This window comes from Ruegeria sp. P8, assembly GCF_056534665.1.
Map to the genome: position 1 here is coordinate 244,852 of NZ_JBQERC010000003.1, position 19,816 is coordinate 264,667.

The following is a 19,816-nucleotide window of genomic DNA, read 5'->3' on the forward strand; positions in this document are numbered from 1 at the left end:
GCAAAGTTTGGACCTTGCGTTGAATCGATTCACACGATACTGATTTTGCAACCGGTTGCAAACACAATGTGCGAGGCCATGGCAGATGCCTGAAATCGGAGTGGGAATCGTGGGTGGCGGTTATATGGGCAAGGCCCATTCCGTTGCCATGTCGGCCGTCGGTGCGGTGTTCAACACGGCGTTGCGCCCCCGGCTTGAGGTCATCTGCGCGTCGAGCCCGGACAGTGCCGAACGCTACCGGGCGGCTTATGGTTTTCAGCGGGCAACCGATGACTGGCGCATGTTGGTTGAAGACCCCAGGGTCGAGGCAATCGTGATCGCCTCGCCTCAGTCAACACATCGTCAGATTGCCGAAGCGGCTTTTGCATTGGGCAAACCGGTCTTGTGCGAGAAACCATTGGGCGCATCGCTTGAAGACAGTCGGGCGATGGTTGCCGCGGCAGAGGCTTCGGGGGCGGTGAACATGGTGGGGTTCAACTATATCCGCACACCCGCCAGCCAATATGCCCGCCAGTTGATTACCGATGGCGCGATTGGTGACATCACGTGGTTCCGGGGCGAGCATACCGAGGATTTCTATGCCGATCCGCAGGCCCCGTCCACCTGGCGCACAACCGGTAGGGCCAACGGCACAATCGGCGATCTTGCCCCGCATATGGTCAACGGCGCATTGGCGCTGATCGGGCCCATTGCGCAGGTGATGGCAGATGTTGAGACCGTTCACAAAACCCGCCCCGGTGGTGAGGTAACAAATGACGACCATGCCCAGATGATGTGTCGGTTTGAAAACGGGGTTATGGGAAACCTGTATTTCAGCCGCGTCGCGACGGGTCGGAAAATGGGCTATGCCTATGAAATTTCGGGCACAAAAGGCGCGCTCCGATTCGATCAGGAGGACCAGAACGCGCTGTGGCTGTACAAGCGCGAAGGGCCCGAAGCCGCGCGCGGCTTCACCAAGATCCTGACCGGCCCAGCACACCCGGATTATGAGCCCTTCTGTCAGGGTCCGGGTCACGGAACCGGCTATCAGGATCAGATCATCATCGAGGCCAAGGACTTTCTACAGGCCATCCACACCGGCGAGGCGATCTGGCCCACGTTCCGCGACGGGCATGAGGTCAACCGCGTGCTGGCCGCTGCGCTGGCCTCGTCCGATCAGCGGCAGTGGCAGGACATCAGCGATTTCTGATCGCTCTACGAGACAATTCCAATGAGAGACAATGACCATGGCTAAGTTGAGATGGGGCATGATCGGGGGTGGTGAAGGCAGCCAGATTGGCCCTGCACACCGCCTTGGGGCGCAGGCGGACGGGTTGTTCGAATTTGCAGCTGGCGCGCTGGATCACCGGCCCGACGTGGGCCGCGAATACGCGCAGCGATTGGGTGTTGCTGCCGATCGTGCCTATGGTGACTGGCAAGAGATGCTGGCTGGCGAAAAAGACCGCGAGGATCGGGTTGATCTGGTAACCATCGCGACGCCCAACTCGACCCATTTTGAGATTACCAAGGCCTATCTTGAGGCAGGTTTTAACGTGTTGTGTGAAAAGCCGATGACCATGACGGTGGAAGAGGGCGAAGAGATTGTGCGCGTGGCCGAAGCCTCGGGCAGGATCTGTGCGGTGAACTACTGTTACTCTGCCTATCCGATGGTGCGTCAGGCCCGTGCGATGGTGCGTGCAGGCGATATCGGCAAGGTGCGTCTGGTGGTGACCAATTTCAGCCACGGCCATCATGGCGACGCCACAGATGCGGATAACCCGCGCGTACGCTGGCGCTATGACCCTGCGATGGCCGGTGTTTCGGGGCAGTTTGCCGATTGCGGCATCCATGCGTTGCACATGGCCAGTTTCATCTGTGGCGATCAGGTGAAAACCCTGTCTGCTGACATGGCCTCGACCATCGCCAGCCGTGAGTTGGAAGATGATGCAATGATCAATTTTCGGATGGAGGGCGGCACGGTTGGACGCCTTTGGACATCATCGGTGGCGATCGGACGGCAGCATGGCTTTGACATTCAGGTTTTTGGCGAAACCGGTGGGCTGCGCTGGGCGTCCGAACAGCCCAACCAGTTGATCTATACTCCGGTCGGGGGGCGTACTCAGATCATCGAAAAGGGTGAGGGCGGTTTGCACGACGAGGTGCAACGCCTGTCGCGTGTCGCCATAGCGCACCCCGAGGGGTTCCCGCTGGCGGTCGCCAACATCTATTGCGATCTGGCGGATGCGATCCGCGGTGAAAGACGCGACGGTCTGCCCGGTGCGGCAGATGGGCTGCGGTCCATTGCGGCCGTTCACGCGGCTGTTGCATCGGGCAAGGCCGATGGCGTATGGAAGGACGCGCGGCCGCCGATGTTTCGCTGATCAGGGGCGGGGCCGCAATGTGCCCCGTTCAATCACGCGGCAGGGGAAAATACGGGCCTCGGGATAGCGCTGAGGCTCTTTCAGCATCTCGACAACCAGATCGACGGATGAGGTGATGATCTGCTTGATCGGCTGGTGGATCGTTGTCAGGTTAACGCTTTCCCAGCGCGACATTTCCATGTCGTTCAGGCCGATGATTCCAATGTCCTGACCCGGTTTCAGCCCGTGATCGGCCAGTGCGGACAATGCGCCAACAGACAGGATGTCATCGCCGCAGAAATACGCCTCGGACGGGATGTTGGCCAACAGGCGCAACATTTCGGCGCGACCGGCCTCGAAGGAATAAGCCCCTGCGAAACAATGGCTTACTTCGATATCGGGATGATCTGCCAGCTCCTCCATGAACCCGCGATACCGGTCGAGCGCCGAGGTTGCATCTTCAGGCCCGCCCAGATAGCCGACACGCTTGTATCCGCGCGCCAAAAGCTCGCGTGCGGCCATGCGCCCGCATTCGACGTTGTCGATTCCCACCACATGCACCTCGGGTGAGGTTGCCGAGCGCCCGAACGTGTGCACCACCGGTACGCCCGCATCGTGGAACGCCTTGGCAAAGCTGGGCGGCAGCGTCGAAGAGGCAACGATGGCCGCGTCAACCGAATACTGGCGCAGCATGCGGACCGAGTTTGCGGGCTCGGTCTCGTCCGTCAGGTTCACGATCAAAGGGCGTAGCCCGCGTTCCTGCAAGGCGCGGGTAAACTGATCGAACACCTCAAGAAAAATCGGGTTGTGAAAGTTGTTCGAAATCAACCCGATCAGTTTGGTGCGCCCGGTGGTCAGAGAAGAGGCGAGGGCGTTGGGACTGTAGCCAAGCTCTCGCGCGGCCTTTTCGACCTTGCTGCGTGTTTTTGCAGAGACCGAGGCACCTTCGGTAAAGGTGCGCGACACGGCAGATCGCGATACACCAGCCAAAGCGGCGACGTCTTTCAGGGTCACGCTCACGCAGTGCGGCTCCGGTCGTTGATGGTCAGAGATATCAAGGTGTTTTGCATCAGAGATTCATTATGCACCATCGCAAAAGTCTTGCAACCGGTTGCAGGTCGCACTAGGCGGACGAGATCATCGGCGGCCACCTATGTTTATGAGCGAATGGCGGGAAAGGAAAGACCGGTACAGGCGACGGTTCTCGCAAGAAACACCAAGGATCGAACGCTACCGGTCACGCCCTTAGAACCTTAACGAAAGGCAGGACATTCCACCATCCAGCTTTGCGCAGTCGGTGTTGTCGATTTCTACGACCTCATACCCTTCGCGATCCAACATCTCAGCGGTGCGTGGGAAGCCGGCGGCCATCAGCACCAGATTGTTGAAGCGGATCGCATTGGCGGCAGCTTCCTCTCCGTCCGCAACATGCAGCACCCGGTAGCCCTCAAAACAGCCCGATGCATCCAGCCGTCGGGTCGACAGTATTGTCTCGGCGTCCATCAGCGAACAATCTGTCTTGAAGTGTAGGACGCCCTCGGGCGTGAAAACTTCGCGCAGTTTGTGCCCCCACTCCGAGGTGATTTTCGCCAGCTCGGCGACACCTTCCGCGTCAGTCCGGTCTGACCGGCCCACCAGAATTTCGCGACCGGTAACAAGGATATCTCCACCCTCGACATGGCCGGGTCCCTGAATTTCCAGAACCGTGTCGTAGCAGTCGCGAAGGGTCGGCGCCATTTCAGCCACTTCACCCATCCGCGAAGGTGCGCCGGGCCGCATCAATATCGCACCTTGCGGCAGGCAAAGGGCTGTATCCTCGACAAATTGCGCGTCGGGAAACGCGTTCAGGGGATCCAGTTCGATCACCTCTGCTCCGGTGCTTTTCAGTGCTGCCACATATGCCTTATGCGCCGCTGTCATCCCGTCGAAATCCGGGTTTCCGATATCTTCTGCACGCAACCCGCCTGCAATTGTCGGAGCCGGACGGCGGGTGATGGCGCGGGAAAACTCAAAGGTTGGGTCTGACATGTTTCAATCTTTCTGAGCTGCGAATTTCGGAGCGGTGACTTCGATCATAACCGGCCCGTTCTGGGCGGAAGTTTGGCGCAATGCCTGCGCGACAGCCTGCGGTTCAGCTGGAACCGAAGCGAATGGAATGCCGTATGACTTGGCCGTTGCTGAAAAATCGGGAGGCGAGGGATCACATCCTATGACTGTTACGCCCGCATCCTGCATTGACGTGGCAATTTCCTGGTATCCATGATTGTTCCAGATCACGAAGGTGACCGGCAGGTCTTCGTCGACTGCTGCCATAATCTCAGGCAGAGAAAACTGCGCGCCTCCATCGCCCGCGATGCATATCACACGTGCTGTGGGATCGGCGACCGAAGCGCCGATGGCTGCGGGGATTCCATAGCCCAGCGCGCCGTACCCGGTTGCCGCGTTAAACCAGCCTCCGGCCCGGTCGTGATCGTAGAAAAGATTGCCGGCATAGATCGGTTGGGTGGAGTCTCCGACCATCAGGGTGTTCGGGACCGCAGAACGCATTGCGTTGAGGATTTCCACCTGTTTGCGATAGTCCGGACCAATTTCCGCCCAGGCGGCGTCACGTGTTTTGCCTGCACGTTCCGCGCCATCGCTTTGCTTTGGCTTGTGCGGCAAGGCGTCAACCAGCGCTGATACAGCCAAGTTGACGTCACCTTGAATGATGAGCGCTGCCTCATGTCGCGCCAGTTGGTCGCCGCACCGATCAATCCGTATCAACCCTGACATTTTAGCAATTTGGCCGGTGGCATACATATCATAGTCGGTTGGGCCCAGCTCGGTTCCCAGTGCAAGGACGCAATCGGCGCTTTCTATCAAGCCGCGTACGGCGTTCAGGCTGGGGCTTGCCGGAACAGTCAGCGGATGCCTGTGCATCAGGCCGCGCGCGTTGACCGTTTGCACCACGGGCGCATCGAGAGCTTCGGCCAGGGCCTGCAATCCAGCCTCGGAACGTTTTGCGCCGCCGCCCGCCAGAATGACAACGTTCTTCGCTTTGGCCAGTTGCTGTGCGGCTTGTGTAATCAAAGCCGGGTCAATCGGAGAGGCTGAGACAAGCGGTTCGACCTGTGTTTCCTGATAATCAGCCGCTGCGATATCCAACGGAACTTCGATATGCACCGGTCCGGGTCGACCGTTGGTGAGGGTGTGGAACACGCGGTCCAAGGCCGGATCCAGAGCGTTGGTGGCGGAAACCTGTTCGGACAACAACGCAACGGTCCTGGCCAGTCCCGACTGGTCTGGCAATTCATGCAGATGCCCTAAACCCCTGCCAAGCGACGCGGTTTTGTTGACCCCAGACACCACCAGCATTGGTATTGAATCCGCGCGGGCCTGCGCCATCGGCGTCAATGTATTGGTTAATCCGGGCCCGGTGATCACAAAGGCCACACCCGGTTTGCCTGACACGCGCGCATAGCCGTCGGCCATAAATCCTGCGCCCTGTTCGTGTCTGGGTGTAACGTGACGAATGCCCGAGCCTGCAAGCCCGCGGTAAAGCTCGACCGTATGAACGCCCGGAATTCCGAAGACGCAGGTCACATCCCTTTGGCGAAGCCTGGCAACCAATGCTTCGCCCACGGTCATTTCACTCATGCAACCTCGCGTGATTTTCTGTTGGCGTGATCGATTATGCGAGAGACCGCGGTGGCAAAGTCGGTGTCACTGATCGTCAGTGCGACCCGTACCCAATCTTTCAAGCTGTCCCCAAAGGCGGAACCCGGCATGACAGCCACCCCGGTCTGCAACAGGTCCCAGGCATAGGCTTCGCCGTCCAACCCGGTGGCGGAGACGTTGATCATGGCGAACATTCCCGCCTGAGGCCGGTGAACGGTCAGATCCGTTTCTGCTTCGAGGCGATCAGCCAAAAGCTTGGCGCGTGCCGAAAAACGGGCGGCCATGCCGGAGGCAACCTCGGACCCGTCACGGATCGCTTTTTCGGTCATATCGGCGATGAAGGGCTGATTGCCAAAGAGCATGGTCTCGGAATAGGGCAGCAGCGCTTCGCAAAACGCGGCTGGCCCGACACACCAGCCACTGCGGAACCCCGGCGCGGCATGTGATTTCGAGATGGATGATACGCCTATTACACGATCCGCCAGTTCCGGGTCTGCCAGTGGCGACACAAATCTGGCCCCGTCAAAGATCAGTTCTTCATAGACCTCGTCCGAGATAATCCACAAATCATGTGCAATCGCGAGCTGTCCGATCTCGGATAGCTCTTTGGCCGTCAGGATCGCGCCCGTTGGGTTGTGTGGCGTTGTCAGAAGAATGGCGCGGCTGCGCGGCGTTATGCGTGCGGCGATATCTTTGGCCTGTATGCGAAACCCGTGATCCGGGCGCAGCGGTACAGGCACTATTTCCGCCCCGGACGCACGAACGACCCCTTCATAGGTTGCATACATCGGATCACCGACCAGAACTTCGTCACCGGCCTCGGCAACGCCAGCCATGGCTGCGAACAGAGCGGTCTGCGTTCCGGGAAAGCACAGAAAATTCTCGGGCCCGAAAGCCCGTCCGCGGGAGGCCGAGTAACGGGCGGAAAGCGCGTCAAGCAAGCCAGCTTCGCCACGGCCATTGGAGTAGCCCGTTCGCTGGGCCCGCAGTGAGGTTACGGTGGCTTCGACCAGCGCGTCCGACACCGGCACGTCCGGTTCACCTATCGTCATTTCGACGATGTCCGCTCCGGCCTTGATAAGGTCGCGCGCTTTCAGATGTACGCCCCATTTGGCGCCACCCAAGCCCGCTAACCGTTCTGTCACAGATGTGGTCTTCATGGTTGTTCCACCTCTTTGATCAATGGGATACCGACGATAGCACTGACGGAATCCAATCCGATCTGCGCCAATTGACCTTCGGAAAATTCATCTGGAAGCGCACCGCCTTCCAGCCAAAGACCATCGATAACCGCGTTGCAGGCAATGGCCAGTTGCACGGCTTGCGGCGTGGTGACTGGACGTCCGGTTTCTTGCAATGCGGCGACGATCAGCTTTTCAAGCTGATCCCGGAAATAGTTATAGGTTTGCTGGTGGATGCGTTGCATTTTCGGATCACGCTGCACCTTGTTCAGGAAGCCGGCCCACAAGGCCACAGCGCTTGGATCAACGATTGGCGGTCGCAGCGACGCATCAACGAAGTTGGTCAACTGAGATACTGCGCTGCCTTTCCCTGACGACGCAGCTGTCTGATCGGTCAGCGTATTCATGTGATGTTCGTACGCAGCCTGAACCAGTTCCTCCTTGGATGAGAAATAGTGCCGGATCAGCCCTTGGGTCACGTTCGCGCGGGCCGCGATCTGACGCACAGTGGCACCCCGAACGCCCATCTCGGCAATCAGGTCCAAAGTCGCCAGGATCAGCGCCTCGCGCCGAAACTCGGCAGATTCACGTGTAAATTTACGGCTGTCGTCCTGCACGTCCGGGCCATCCATGGTACGGAATTATTATACACTTGCATAATTGCGAGATTCGAGGCTTACTGCAAGCTGAAATCAGAAGATTCTTGGATATGGACACAGCCAAAGCAGCAACACCCGCACGCGAAGCAACCACGTCTGAAGAGGCGATAAGGGTTGAGGACCTGCACAAGTCTTTCGGCACGCTGGAGGTTTTGAAAGGTGTCTCGCTGACAGCGAACAAGGGCGATGTCGTTGCCATCATCGGGGGTTCAGGCTCGGGCAAATCCACCATGCTGCGCTGTATCAACTTTCTGGAAACACCAAGCTCGGGAAAGATCACCATCGGCGGTGAGCTGGTTGAAATGCATGCCGACGGCAGCCCCTCGAACCGCCGCCAGATAGAACGTATCCGTACGCGGCTTGCGATGGTTTTCCAGCAGTTCAACCTGTGGACACATCGAACGCTTCTGGAAAACGTGATCGAGGTACCGGTACATGTCCTTAAGGTACCAAAGGCCGAAGCTGTCGCGCGGGCGCATGACCTGCTGAAAAGGGTGGGGCTTGGTGACAAGGCCGACACCTATCCGGCCTATCTTTCAGGCGGTCAGCAACAGCGCGCCGCCATCGCACGCGCGCTTGCGGTGGATCCTTCGGTGATGCTTTTCGATGAGCCAACTTCAGCGCTTGACCCAGAGCTTGTCGGCGAGGTTCTGACCGTGATCCGGGATCTTGCAGCGGAAGGGCGCACCATGCTGCTTGTGACCCATGAAATGAAGTTTGCGCGCGAAGTCGCGAACCATGTCGTCTATCTTTTCGAGGGCCGCATTGAAGAGCAGGGTCCACCTGCCGAGGTCTTCGGAAATCCAAAATCAGAACGATTGAAGCAGTTCCTCAGCTCGGTCGCCTGATCCACTACAAAAAACAACAAAATAAACCTAAAGGGAGTAACAAAATGAACGTCAAAAAACTGCTCGCGTCCGGTCTTGCCGCCGCTGTCCTTTCGGCTGGTGTTGCCAGTGCAGAAGAGGTCAAGATCGGCATCGCGGCCGAGCCTTATCCGCCCTTCGCGTCGCTGGACAGTTCAGGCAACTGGGTTGGTTGGGAGATCGATGTCATCAATGCAGTTTGCGCCGCTGCCGAACTTGACTGTGTTATCACGCCAGTGGCCTGGGACGGCATCATCCCATCGCTGACCGGACAGCAGATCGACGCCATCATGGCCTCGATGTCGATCACCGAGGAACGGTTGAAAACCATTGATTTCAGCGATCCTTACTACAACACACCTGCGGTTATCGTTGCCGATAAATCGATGGATATCGAAGCAACCCCGGAATCGCTGGCGGGTAAAGTTATTGGCATTCAGGCTTCGACGATCCACCAAGCCTATGCGCAGGAATACTTCAAGGATTCCGAACTGCGCGTCTATCAAACTCAGGATGAGGCCAATCAGGACCTGTTTGCCGGTCGGATCGACGCCACACAAGCTGACAGCATTGCGATGGCCGATTTTGTGAATTCGGATGCCGGTGCTTGCTGCGAAATCAAAGGTGCCGTGAAGGACGATCCCGCCATTTTGGGGCGTGGTGTCGGTGCGGGCGTTCGTAAAGGGCAGGATGACCTGCTTGCGGCGTTGAACAAGGGCATCGCGGCAATTCTTGCCGATGGCACGCATGAGAAGATCACGTCGAACTATTTCTCGACCAGCATCTACTAAGCCGTTGCCGTGACCGGATTTCTGGAATCACTTGGTTTGGCGCAGAGCGCAGAGCTTCTGTCGCTCTCGCCGCCGGGGTGGGGGGCCAATCTGCTACGCGGATTGTCTCACTCCTTGCAGATCGCTTTTGGCGCATATGCGCTGGGCCTCGTGATCGGATTGTTCGGAGCGTATGGCAAACTTTACGGCGGGAAGGTCACGCGCGACCTTCTTGCCATTTATACGACCGTGATCCGCGCCGTGCCGGAACTGGTCCTGATCCTGATCCTGTATTACGTGGGATCCGACATTATCAACAAGATATCTGCTGCCATGGGTGGTGGCCGCGTCGAGATCAACGGCGTTGCCGCAGGCATTTGGGTGCTGGGCGTCGTTCAGGGCGCGTATGCGACCGAGATTCTGCGCGGTGCCATTCAGGCGGTTCCGCCCGGTCAGATCGAAGCGGCGAAATCCTACGGGATGCCGGCCTTCATGACCATGCGGCGCGTCACAATCCCCGCCATGATGAGCTTTGCGGTACCGGGTCTGGCCAACTTGTGGCTGATTGCAACCAAAGACACCGCATTGCTGGCCGTTGTCGGCTTTAACGAGCTGACGCTGGAAACGCGCCAGGCGGCCAGCAGCACGCGGGCCTACTTCACCTTTTTCCTGGCGGCGGGCTTCCTTTATCTGATGGTTACGCTGTTTTCGGGTGGGATCTTTGCGCGGATTGAGAAATGGGCCCGTCGCGGCCAACCCGCTCTGAACGGAGGCAGCAGATGATCGACCTCAGATCTCTGATGCAACCTCATCGTATCGTGATGATGCTGATCTTTGCCGGGATCGCGGTTTGGTGCGCGATGACATTGCGGTGGGACTGGATACCCAATTATGCGCCGCTTGCATTGAAGGGTATCTGGACCACGCTTTGGTTGCTGGTTGTCACGATCGTTCTTGGATTTTTACTGGCTGTACCGCTTGGATTAGCGCAGGCCGTTGGGCCATGGTATCTTGCGGCACCCGCAAAGGCGTTCTGTACCATCATTCGCGGCACACCGCTGCTTTTGCAGCTTTGGTTGCTGTATTATGGCCTCGGCTCTCTGTTTCCGCAGTTTCCATGGATACGATCATCTGAACTTTGGCCGTACCTGCGTCAGGCTTGGCCCTATGCGGTGCTGGCGTTGACACTTTCTTATGCGGGTTATGAAGGCGAGGTCATGCGCGGAGCCTTCAAGGGCGTTGCCAAAGGACAGCTGGAGGCGGCCAAGGCATTTGGTATGCCAAGGCTGACGATGTTTCGCCGCATCTGGTTACCGCAGGCAATCCGCAATGTCCTGCCGACTTTGGGCGGTGAAACTATCCTGCAACTAAAGGCAACACCGCTGGTCGCCACAATAACCGTGGTTGATATCTATGCCGTGTCGTCCCGTGTGCGTGCCGATACGTTTATCGTCTACGAACCGCTTATCCTGTTGGCTGTATTCTACATTCTCGTAGCGGGCGTAATTGCATTGGTGTTCCACTGGCTCGAGGTGAAGGTTCTGGGAACCGGACGCCGCAATGGGCTTGTCGGATAGTTTCGGCCAGTAGTCGAAAGAAACTTGCTCCGCGAATTCCGAGGCGGTTATTCGATGAATTGTTCCTAGCGACCCAGATTGCAGGCTTAAGCGTAAAACAGGTGTTTGAAACGGGATCAGGAAAGTTGGTTCGGTCGCGCCCTGCAAGTTCAACACTCAAATGATACAGCATCTAGGGTAGCTGCACGACAAGAGGGCATGAGTGCCAGCGCGGCCATAGGTGAGAGGAACCGCTTGGCGCGATAGCCGAACAGCGAGACAAATTGAGTGGTGCTAAGACAGCGGTCCCAACATCAATGCAGTTCGGGAATTGCCACTCTGGTTGTCTTACGTTGGTAGGATATTGTGGTTCATCCTGAACAAGTTGGTGGGATCGTACTTTCCTTTGATCTTAGACAGCTTTTCGCCGTTCACACCATAAGCGCCTTTCATGTGATCGGATTGGTCTTCAGGCATGAAGTTCACATATGCACTGCCTGTTGAGTATGGTTTCATCTGTTCGTACAGCTGGCGTGCCCAACCGATGCAGGTGTCATCCTTGTCAGGGTCTTCCCATCGCGTGTGGACATTCATGATGAAGTGCGCAGATCTTTGCGGGTAGGCGGTAGAAGCAGGCTCAACGCGGGCCATCGCGCCACCGACATGAGCAATGAATACCTCGCAAGCGGGATCAGGAAGGGTGGAAATCGCATCCAGCAGGTCCGCGATGGCGGCCGGGGGCAACGTGTTGAAGTCATGACTTTTCCAATAGTTGCGGACGCCCGGCGACAACAGGGGATCAAAAGCCGCCTGCCAGTCCACGAACCTGTGCGGTGAAATGACATCCACAATCGGCTCACCCAGCGCGCGCAAGGCCGACATCGCTTTTTCACCTTCATCCATCGGGCCGCTATAACACGCTGCGAAAATCAGCACCTCGCGCCCGTGCCACTCTTCCGGCAGGAACGGGAGCGGCGGCGCCTTTCGCATCACGCTCCAGACGGTGAGCTCATCGGGGGACGTGTCCGCAATGGCCACAAATTCGGAAAGCAATTCTGGTGCCTTTTCGATCGGGTGCACGATCAGGCCGGACAGGACATCCGGCCCAAGATCATGCAACTGGAATTCGAATGAGGTAACGACACCAAAGTTTCCGCCACCACCACGAATGGCCCAGAAAAGTTCCGGGTGGCTCGTGGATGATGCGGTGACAATCGCGCCATCCGCGGTGACGACTTCTGCTGACAGAAGGTTGTCGATCGTCATGCCGAATTTCCGCGTCGTCCAGCCGAAACCTCCGCCCAGGGCCAGCCCGGCGATGCCGGTGGTCGAATTGATGCCTGTGGGGACGACAAGACCATGGGCCTGTGTTTCGCGATCAACGTCGCCAAGCAACGCACCGGGTGCAACGCGGACAGTTTTGCGGGCAGGGTCCACGTGAACCGAACGCATCTGGGACAGGTCCAGCATGACGGCCTTGTCCGCGACGGCGTGCCCTGCAATCTGGTGCCCACCTGATCGAACGGTCATCATGAGGCCTGCTTGTCGGACGAAGTTAATTGCCTTCTGGGCGTCGCTCGCCCCCATCGCACGGATCACGAAGGCGGGGTAACGCTCGAACATGCTGTTCCAGGTAATCCTGGCTTCTTCGTATTCCGGGGTTCCCGGCAGGTAGACCCCGCCGCGCAGTGAGGCATCAAGCGCGTCCAAATCGCCTTGATCCACAGTTGCGATATGTCCGTCGAGTGCTTTCAGGTCAAACATGCTTTGGCCTCCCTTGTTTCAGGAAAGGTTTCGCGCACGGCTGCCTCGTGAGTTTGTTATTGCCCTGAGAAGGGGATACTTGGTTGTGGGGGAAAGCTGGTCGTCAGGCAAATAGTCCCGGATCGATCCGATCTACCGGCGTGATGACATCGGCAGGAATGTTCAGACGCTCGGCCGCTTTTCGCAGGCTTTCTTCATCCGGGGCTTCGTAAAGGCAGTATGTTTTGCGCTTATCTGCGCTGAGGAAGGAAAAGATCCATTCAATGCCGACTTCGTCGTTGATTTCTTTGATGTGAATTTTGTCGTTGTCGCTGATATTCAGCTGCTCGGCAAAATTCCGTTCAATGATGTATCGTGGCATTATGCCCCCCAAGCATTTTCCGGGCCTTAACTGGCTACCCCTTCGAGCTTTGACTTAAGGGAAACCATACTCAATTTCTGTGATATTGCCAACGCTTCCCCTTCCAGTTGAAACGCCAGTTCCAAATCGCTGGGGCGGCCCTGTTGTCTGAGTGCGGATGCATACGCTGCCTTGGAATGCGCAATCCAGGGTGGGCAAATCATCCGCGTGTCAATCTCGATGGCTTTTTGGAACATCTTCCCGGCAATTTCCCAGTCTTTCAGCACCGTTGCCAGGTTCCCCAAGCGTCGGGCTGCGGCACCTGTGCAGACTGTGGTTGCCCCTGCGGTGATCGTCAGGTCCTCGTAGGGTTGCAGCATACCGTAAAGCGTCTGGGCATGATCCGGATGCCCGACAGCCACGCAGATGTCGGCAAGATAGGACAGAGTTGTTGAATACATGGCATCTGGCGGTAGGTCGAAGCCATTTTCCGCCATTTCATTCAGTATTTTTTCGGCCGGTTCCGTGTACCCCAGCTCGGCCGCGATAAGGCCGAAACCCGGCTTCCACGAGATGTCTTCGGGGCTGTCGGTCATCAGTTTCTTGATCACAGGCGCGACCTCGTGCAGGCGGTTCTGCTCGCGCCGGATGGTAAACATCTGAACGCCGAAAACACCCTCGACATGTTCGCCGTGCGTTTTTCGACCGATCTTGACCGCTTCGGTGGCGTGCTTTTCAGCCTGAACAAAGTCGCCTTCCATGATTGCAACCATGGCGCGTGCGTGTTTCTGAACCCAATAGAGTTGCAGATGATTGTCCTTTTCTGAAATCGCTGTCAGCAACTCGAGCGAGTTGTCCATCAGGTCACGGTCGGCCATTTCAGCGCCGACAAACAGGCTGAGCGTCCGGTCGCGGCCTTGGTCTATGGTGCCAAGCTTTTCTGCCACCCGATGCATGGCGTCCAGATTTTCACGCCAATGGCGCGCCTCTCGCCCGTTGCGCGCAACGAAGGGCGCCCCAAAATGCATCATCATTACCGAAAACTGGGATTTATGATCCCCAAGTTTCGCCGCCAGTTCCATGGATTGCTGACCAAAGCGCGTACCCTCGGAAAACTGGCCGACAAACATATACGCCCGTGCTAGTTGGCTCATCAACCGGCACCGCCTGACTTCGTCACCGTCAGACAGGTCTTTCAGCGCCTTGTCACAAAGGTCAATGGCCTCGTGATGTCGCGTGCTTGTCATCATGCACGAGTCAGCAAAATGATTGGCTGCATCGGCTGCCAGCTCCACGTCATGGAGTTTCCGTGCAGCGTTAGATGCAGTTTTCAGAACCGCCATCGCCTCGGACAACTGACCCTGGCTGTCATGGCTGCGGCCAACCAGGATCATGCCCCTGACCATTTCCGGGCTGGTTTCCGAGTTCAGCCGCTTAGCCGCTTTGAGCGTCTCCTGGGCATTGGTCATCGCTTCCTGGCTGGCTGACCGGGCCAATGCCATTTCAGCCGCAGCTTCCCATTTGTCGAATGCGGCGCGCCAATCTTCTGCTTCTGACAGATGGCGGGCCACCAGTTCGGGTCGGCGTTCGATTTCAGCTGATCGCATCGCGATCAGTGCTCGGGCAACATCTGAATGTTGCTGCCTGCGGGTAGAACTTAACATGGATTGATATGCCGTATCGCGGATAAGGGCATGGCGGAACACAAAATGCCCGCGGTTGTTTCCGCTTTCAAAGATCAGTCCCGTTCGCGACAGTTCTTCGAGACGAAGATTGATATCCGCGCGTTCCAGCCCCATCGCGGCCCTCAACAAATCTGGTTCAAATTCCCGCCCAATGACTGACCCCGTCAACGCGACCTGTTTGGCCTCGGGTGAAACCGCATCAAGCCGCGCCATCAAGGCGCCCTTCAATGACGACGGTATGCGGACTTGTCCCTGCTCATCAGCGTTCACGATTGCCTGGGTCAATTCTTCGACAAACAGGGGCACACCGTCCGTTTTTTCGATGATCGTCGCGATCAAGGCATCGTCCGGGTTCTTGCCAGTGATATTGCGGACCAGATCCGAGACATCAGCAGAACCGAACCGGCGCAGCAGGAGTGTTTGAACATGCGTGTCCCCGTCATCGCGGGCCAGGTCCCACCCGGGTCTGTGGGTCATCAGGACCATCAGGGGAAGATCGGTGCAAATCGCCTTGAACCGCTCCAGCAGGGCTTGCGTCGAGGGATCGATCCAATGTGCATCTTCAACACACAGAATAACCGGGCGTACACTTGCCCGGACCTGCACCGCATGGATCAGGGTTTGGATCGTTATGTCGCGTTGCTCCTGCGGCGACATCTCGAGAACTTCACGAGCCAGCGCGCTGCGCGGCGCAACCAGCGCTGCAAAGACAGGCAGAACCTGTTCCCAGTCCAGACCTTCCCGGCCTTCCAGCAGCTTCCTGACATGTTCCAGAATTTGATTGTCGTCAAAATCCGGTTCAACGCCCGCATCCTGTGAAATTCGCTGGGTGACCGGATGAAAGGGGCTGCTGGTCAGATAGGGCGAGCAGTTCAGCCTTATCACATCGGCCTGTCCGGTCGCTGTAACGTCCGCAAGAAACCCCTCAGTCAGGCGCGATTTTCCAATCCCCGCCTCACCCGACAGCAGAACGACCTCACCATGACCGTTTTGGGCACGTTGCCACGATTGCAACAGGATACCCTTTTCGTAGTCCCGGCCAATCATGGTGCTGCCAGCGTCATCCTTGTATGACGCGCGAAACCGGCTTTCCGCGCTGCGTTCCGATACGACCTTCAACAAGGTCCGAGGGTCTTTGAACCCCTTCAACTGAGTTGATCCAAGGGTCTCGAACTCGAATATCCGGTGCAAGGCGGCTTCGGTTTCTTCTGCAGACAAAACCACCGAGTTTGGCAGGGCGTGTTCCTGTATCCGCGCCGCCAGATTGACCGCCGGCCCGGTCATGGCACCTTCTTCGTACGAGTTTTCGCCAATCGTGTCACCGACCACGACATCGCCGCTGGCAATACCCAGTCTGGCTGACAAACGCTCACCGTCAGGGGCGTTGAGCTCTTCAACCCGACGGACGCACTCAAGCCCCGCCTTTATCGCGCGAATGGCGTGATCTTCGTAGGCTGTTGGCCAGCCGAAAAACACAAGAAGACCGTCGCCAAGATATTTCGCGACATAGCCACCATACCTGCTCACTGCCCCCGCGACGGTATCCTGATAGTTCTGTAGCAGATCCCGCATGTCTTCGGGATCAAATCGGTTGGTCAACTCCGTCGAGCCGACCAGATCAGCGAACAAGACTGTCAGATGACGCCGCTCAGCCGCAGGTGCGATGGGCTTTTTTGCTGGTGCAGCTTCGCCATGCACATCATCAAGGGCGGATGGCTGAGTTTTCTCGCTGGTTGGCTCCCCTGCGGCTGGCGCTGATGAAGACAGGCGCCCAGAGCCAACCAAATCCTGAACCGCCGCAAGGATGATCTTTCGGTGACCAAGGCTTACCCCAAGCTCTTTCAGGTCGTCGCCTGTCAGCAATGGCAAAACCCGCGCATCAATGTCGTTTTCCGCAAAGGCACTTGCGTACTGACCCAATCCGAGGTCGTTTAGCCACGTGTCCATTTCAACCGACATATCCGGATCATGCTGAGATACGCGTCACTAATCAAGAAAACGCTATTTACTCAGCGGGGCGATCAATGCGCAGCGGACACAGTTTCACGCGCAGCACAGCAAAATGTGCCAGTCACGTAAGACCTTGATAAATTGTGGGGAAAGGATGGTGGGTGATGAGAGACTCGAACTCCCGACATCTTCGGTGTAAACGAAGCGCTCTACCAACTGAGCTAATCACCCGTGACGCTGCATGTAGCCAAGCCAGCGGGCGGGCGCAAGAGGGTCTGTGAGATTTTTATTCCGCGATGGGTTGCGGATAGGAAATGCCGCCCTCAACAACGCCAGCCTCGGTGAGCATGGGCTTATGAGGCAGGTCTGCGTGGGTTTCAGGCGTGTGGCCTGGAAAAGATCAAAGGCGCTTGCAAGCGCCCTATGGCCTCCGATATGCCCGAAGAGACTGCAACTTTCCGGTCGGGAGCACACATGATCCTACCCTTCGCCTGCCGTATCTGGATGGTGGCACTGGTCCTTGGCGCATTTGTGCTGGCTCCGGTCCGGGCCGGGGCAGAAGGGGTTTTGGTTTTCGCCGCGGCCAGTCTCAAGACCGCTTTGGACGAAATCGCAACGGAATACACAGAGCGGACGGGGCAGGATGTCACCGTGTCTTACGCGGCGTCTTCGGTACTGGCGCGGCAGATTCAGCAGGGTGCGCCTGCGGACGTGTTCATCTCGGCCAATGCCGACTGGATGGATTTTCTGGAACAGCAGGGCTTGTTGCGGCCAGAGACACGGTCGGATTTGCTGGGCAACAGTCTGGTTCTGATCGGCGCTGCGGGGCGTCCTGATCTGGGTGACATTCGGGTGGTTCATGACCTCAGGGCCGAGCTGGGCGAAGGCTTTCTGGCCATGGCGCTGGTCGATGCGGTGCCCGCCGGTATCTACGGCAAGGCGGCTTTGCAGGGGTTGAACCAGTGGGAGGCGGTGCAGGAGCGTGTGGCGCAAACCGATAATGTGCGCGCTGCGCTGGCCCTTGTGGCAACCGGTGCCGCGCCTCTGGGGATCGTCTATCGATCGGATGCGCAGGCGGAACAGCGGGTCAGTGTTGTGGCCAGTTTTCCGACCGACCTGCACCCTCCGATCATCTATCCGGCGGCGATGACAGGTAATGCCACAGGTGCGGCGCGGGCTTTTCTGGATCATCTGCACAGCGATGCGGCTTTGGCTATTTTTCAGGAGCAGGGATTTTCCCTGCCGGGCGGGTGATCGCGTTGGAGTGGTTGGGCCCCGCCGAAGTCGAAGCGCTGAAGCTGTCGCTGCGCGTGTCATTCTGGGCGACGCTGGCGACCTTGCCGGTCGGGATTTTCGTGGCCTACATACTGGCCCGCTGGCGGTTCCCCGGGCGGCAGGTTCTGAATGGTCTGGTGCATTTGCCTTTGATCCTGCCGCCGGTTGTGACGGGGTATCTGCTGTTGCTGACCTTCGGCGTTCAGGGACCGTTGGGGCGGTTTTTGGCCGAGTTCGGCATTGTGGTTGCCTTTCGCTGGACTGGAGCCGCGCTGGCCGCTGGTATCATGGCCTTTCCGCTGATGGTCCGGGCGATACGTCTGTCGATCGAGGCGGTGGACCCGAAGCTGGAACAGGCGGGGGCGACGCTGGGGGCGTCGCGGCCTATGGTGTTTCTGACCGTGACCTTGCCGATGATCCTGCCCGGTGTCATCGCCGGGGCCATTCTGGCCTTTGCCAAGGCCATGGGTGAGTTTGGGGCCACGATTACATTCGTGTCGAATATTCCGGGGCAGACGCAGACATTGCCATCGGCTGTATACGCCTTTTTGCAGGTGCCGGGGGGCGAGGCTGCTGCAACGCGGCTGGTCCTGATCTCGATCGTCATCGCCATGGGCGCGTTACTGCTGTCGGAATATGTGGGACGGCGCGCTGCCGCGCGGGTGGCCGGATCATGAGCCTGTCCGTTCGCTTGCATCATCAGCTGCCGGGGATCGATCTGGAGGTCAGTTTTGACGCGCCACCCGGTGTGACCGTGCTGTTTGGGCGTTCCGGGTCGGGCAAGACCACGATTGTCAACGCGGTGGCCGGATTGCTGCGGCCGCGCGCGGGCAGGGTGGCCGTGGATGACTGGGTGTTGTTTGACACCGAACGCGGGCATTGGCTGCCACCGCACCGGCGGCGGTTGGGCTACATCTTTCAGGAGGGGCGGTTGTTCCCGCATCTGACCGTGCGCCAGAACCTTGCCTATGGCCGGTGGTTCGCCCCCAAAAGCGCGCGGCGGGAAGACCCGGAAAAGGTCATCGAGATGCTGGGGATCGGCCACCTTCTGGATCGCCGTCCAGCCGGGTTGTCAGGGGGCGAAAAACAGCGCGTGTCGATAGGCAGGGCGTTGCTGGCCAGCCCGCGGCTGATCCTTGCGGATGAACCGCTTGCGGCGCTGGACGAGGCCCGCAAGGCGGAGATCCTGCCCTATTTTGAGCGTCTCCGGGATGAGGTATCTGTCCCGATCCTGTATGTGACCCATTCAGCCGACGAGGTGGCCCGTCTGGCCACATCGGTTGTCGCTTTGCAGGATGGCAGGGTCGTCCGCCATGGCCCCGCGTCCGAGGTTCTGTCCGACCCGACCGTGGCGCCCGCAGGTGTGCGTGCGGTTGGTGCCGTGCTGGAGGTGCAGGTGCTGAAGCACCACGCAGACGGGTTGACCGAGCTGAACGCAAATGGCGCGCGTCTGTTTCTGCCACGTATCGGGCAGGAGGTCGGCGCCCATCTGCGAATTCGCATTCCGGCGCAGGAGGTGATCCTGTCCGTCCAAAAACCCGAAGGTCTGTCGGCATTGAACGTGCTCAGCGGGACGGTCGACTCGATCCGGTCGGGCGAAGGTCCCGGCGCGATTGTGTCGGTCAGGACCCCAGCGGGTAATGTTCTGGCGCGGGTCACGCGCCGGTCGGTGGCGGCGTTGAACTTGCAGCCCGGCAGCACATGCCATGCCGTGATCAAGACGGTTGCGCTGGCCCCGCAGAATGTCGGTGGCCGCATCGGGACCGGCACCTGA

At 58.4% G+C, this 19,816-nt stretch carries 17 protein-coding genes and 1 tRNA gene; 9 read left to right on the top strand and 9 right to left on the bottom strand.

Features of this window, described 5'->3' with window-relative positions; all coding sequences use genetic code 11:
* Positions 1–85: 85 nt before the first annotated feature.
* Positions 86–1,189, top strand: coding sequence for a Gfo/Idh/MocA family protein (locus tag ACR0BZ_RS07570; RefSeq protein WP_480919890.1), 1,104 nt, complete (start codon positions 86–88; stop codon positions 1,187–1,189).
* Positions 1,190–1,226: 37 nt separating this feature from the next.
* Positions 1,227–2,360, top strand: coding sequence for a Gfo/Idh/MocA family protein (locus ACR0BZ_RS07575; RefSeq protein ID WP_480919891.1), 1,134 nt, complete (start codon positions 1,227–1,229; stop codon positions 2,358–2,360).
* Here ACR0BZ_RS07575 and ACR0BZ_RS07580 read toward each other — a convergent pair whose 3' ends face one another.
* From ACR0BZ_RS07580 to ACR0BZ_RS07600, 5 genes are all read right to left on the bottom strand, one after another.
* Entirely contained in the window at positions 2,361–3,359 is a 999-nt protein-coding gene (locus ACR0BZ_RS07580) for a LacI family DNA-binding transcriptional regulator (protein ID WP_480919892.1), read from the bottom strand.
* A 225-nt stretch (positions 3,360–3,584) separates the two neighbouring features.
* On the bottom strand, positions 3,585–4,367 hold the full coding sequence (locus tag ACR0BZ_RS07585; RefSeq protein WP_480773273.1) for a dimethylarginine dimethylaminohydrolase family protein: 783 nt from the start codon (positions 4,365–4,367) through the stop codon (positions 3,585–3,587).
* Between the two features lie 3 nt (positions 4,368–4,370).
* On the bottom strand, positions 4,371–5,975 hold the full coding sequence (locus ACR0BZ_RS07590) for a 5-guanidino-2-oxopentanoate decarboxylase (protein ID WP_480919893.1): 1,605 nt from the start codon (positions 5,973–5,975) through the stop codon (positions 4,371–4,373).
* Complete coding sequence (locus ACR0BZ_RS07595) at positions 5,972–7,156, bottom strand: pyridoxal phosphate-dependent aminotransferase (RefSeq protein WP_480919894.1); 1,185 nt, start codon at positions 7,154–7,156, stop codon at positions 5,972–5,974. The genes ACR0BZ_RS07590 and ACR0BZ_RS07595 overlap by 4 nt, the downstream gene beginning before the upstream one ends.
* A complete protein-coding gene (locus tag ACR0BZ_RS07600) occupies positions 7,153–7,809 on the bottom strand; it encodes a TetR/AcrR family transcriptional regulator (RefSeq protein ID WP_480475304.1) in 657 nt (218 codons plus the stop codon). Before ACR0BZ_RS07600 ends, ACR0BZ_RS07595 begins: the two co-directional genes overlap by 4 nt.
* A gap of 77 nt (positions 7,810–7,886) precedes the next feature.
* On the opposite strand from ACR0BZ_RS07600, the gene ACR0BZ_RS07605 reads away from it, so the two are divergent.
* The 4 genes from ACR0BZ_RS07605 to ACR0BZ_RS07620 are packed head-to-tail and all read left to right on the top strand — an operon-like array spanning position 7,887 to position 11,049.
* Positions 7,887–8,684 carry an ABC transporter ATP-binding protein gene (locus ACR0BZ_RS07605; protein WP_480483321.1) on the top strand — a complete coding sequence of 266 codons (798 nt, stop codon included), beginning with the start codon at positions 7,887–7,889 and terminating at the stop codon, positions 8,682–8,684.
* Between the two features lie 44 nt (positions 8,685–8,728).
* Entirely contained in the window at positions 8,729–9,493 is a 765-nt protein-coding gene (locus ACR0BZ_RS07610; RefSeq protein WP_480475308.1) for a transporter substrate-binding domain-containing protein, read from the top strand.
* A 9-nt stretch (positions 9,494–9,502) separates the two neighbouring features.
* Positions 9,503–10,255 carry an ABC transporter permease gene (locus tag ACR0BZ_RS07615; RefSeq protein WP_480475310.1) on the top strand — a complete coding sequence of 251 codons (753 nt, stop codon included), beginning with the start codon at positions 9,503–9,505 and terminating at the stop codon, positions 10,253–10,255.
* Positions 10,252–11,049: an ABC transporter permease gene (locus ACR0BZ_RS07620; protein WP_480538898.1), complete on the top strand. Its 798-nt coding sequence runs from the start codon at positions 10,252–10,254 to the stop codon at positions 11,047–11,049. The genes ACR0BZ_RS07615 and ACR0BZ_RS07620 overlap by 4 nt, the downstream gene beginning before the upstream one ends.
* Positions 11,050–11,376: 327 nt before the next feature.
* Here ACR0BZ_RS07620 and ACR0BZ_RS07625 read toward each other — a convergent pair whose 3' ends face one another.
* The 4 genes from ACR0BZ_RS07625 to ACR0BZ_RS07640 all read right to left on the bottom strand — a co-directional run bounded on the left by ACR0BZ_RS07625 (position 11,377) and on the right by ACR0BZ_RS07640 (position 16,998).
* Complete coding sequence (locus tag ACR0BZ_RS07625) at positions 11,377–12,792, bottom strand: FAD-binding oxidoreductase (protein ID WP_480919895.1); 1,416 nt, start codon at positions 12,790–12,792, stop codon at positions 11,377–11,379.
* A gap of 103 nt (positions 12,793–12,895) precedes the next feature.
* Positions 12,896–13,153, bottom strand: a complete 258-nt coding sequence (locus tag ACR0BZ_RS07630) for a DUF4242 domain-containing protein (protein ID WP_267366859.1) — start codon at positions 13,151–13,153, stop codon at positions 12,896–12,898.
* 26 nt (positions 13,154–13,179) lie between these two features.
* A complete protein-coding gene (locus ACR0BZ_RS07635) occupies positions 13,180–16,776 on the bottom strand; it encodes an adenylate/guanylate cyclase domain-containing protein (protein ID WP_480919896.1) in 3,597 nt (1,198 codons plus the stop codon).
* A 146-nt stretch (positions 16,777–16,922) separates the two neighbouring features.
* Positions 16,923–16,998: transfer RNA gene (locus ACR0BZ_RS07640), tRNA-Val, on the bottom strand.
* Positions 16,999–17,241: 243 nt separating this feature from the next.
* On the opposite strand from ACR0BZ_RS07640, the gene modA reads away from it, so the two are divergent.
* From modA to modC, 3 genes are read left to right on the top strand one after another with little or no spacing between them, the layout of a single operon-like run.
* The gene (gene modA / locus ACR0BZ_RS07645) at positions 17,242–18,021 is read left to right on the top strand and encodes a molybdate ABC transporter substrate-binding protein (protein ID WP_480919897.1); all 780 of its coding nucleotides are present in this window, start codon (positions 17,242–17,244) and stop codon (positions 18,019–18,021) included.
* A gap of 5 nt (positions 18,022–18,026) precedes the next feature.
* Positions 18,027–18,719 (top strand): molybdate ABC transporter permease subunit, encoded by a 693-nt coding sequence (modB, locus tag ACR0BZ_RS07650; RefSeq protein WP_209507842.1) that lies wholly within the window; start codon positions 18,027–18,029, stop codon positions 18,717–18,719.
* Complete coding sequence (modC, locus tag ACR0BZ_RS07655; RefSeq protein ID WP_480919898.1) at positions 18,716–19,816, top strand: molybdenum ABC transporter ATP-binding protein; 1,101 nt, start codon at positions 18,716–18,718, stop codon at positions 19,814–19,816. Before modB ends, modC begins: the two co-directional genes overlap by 4 nt.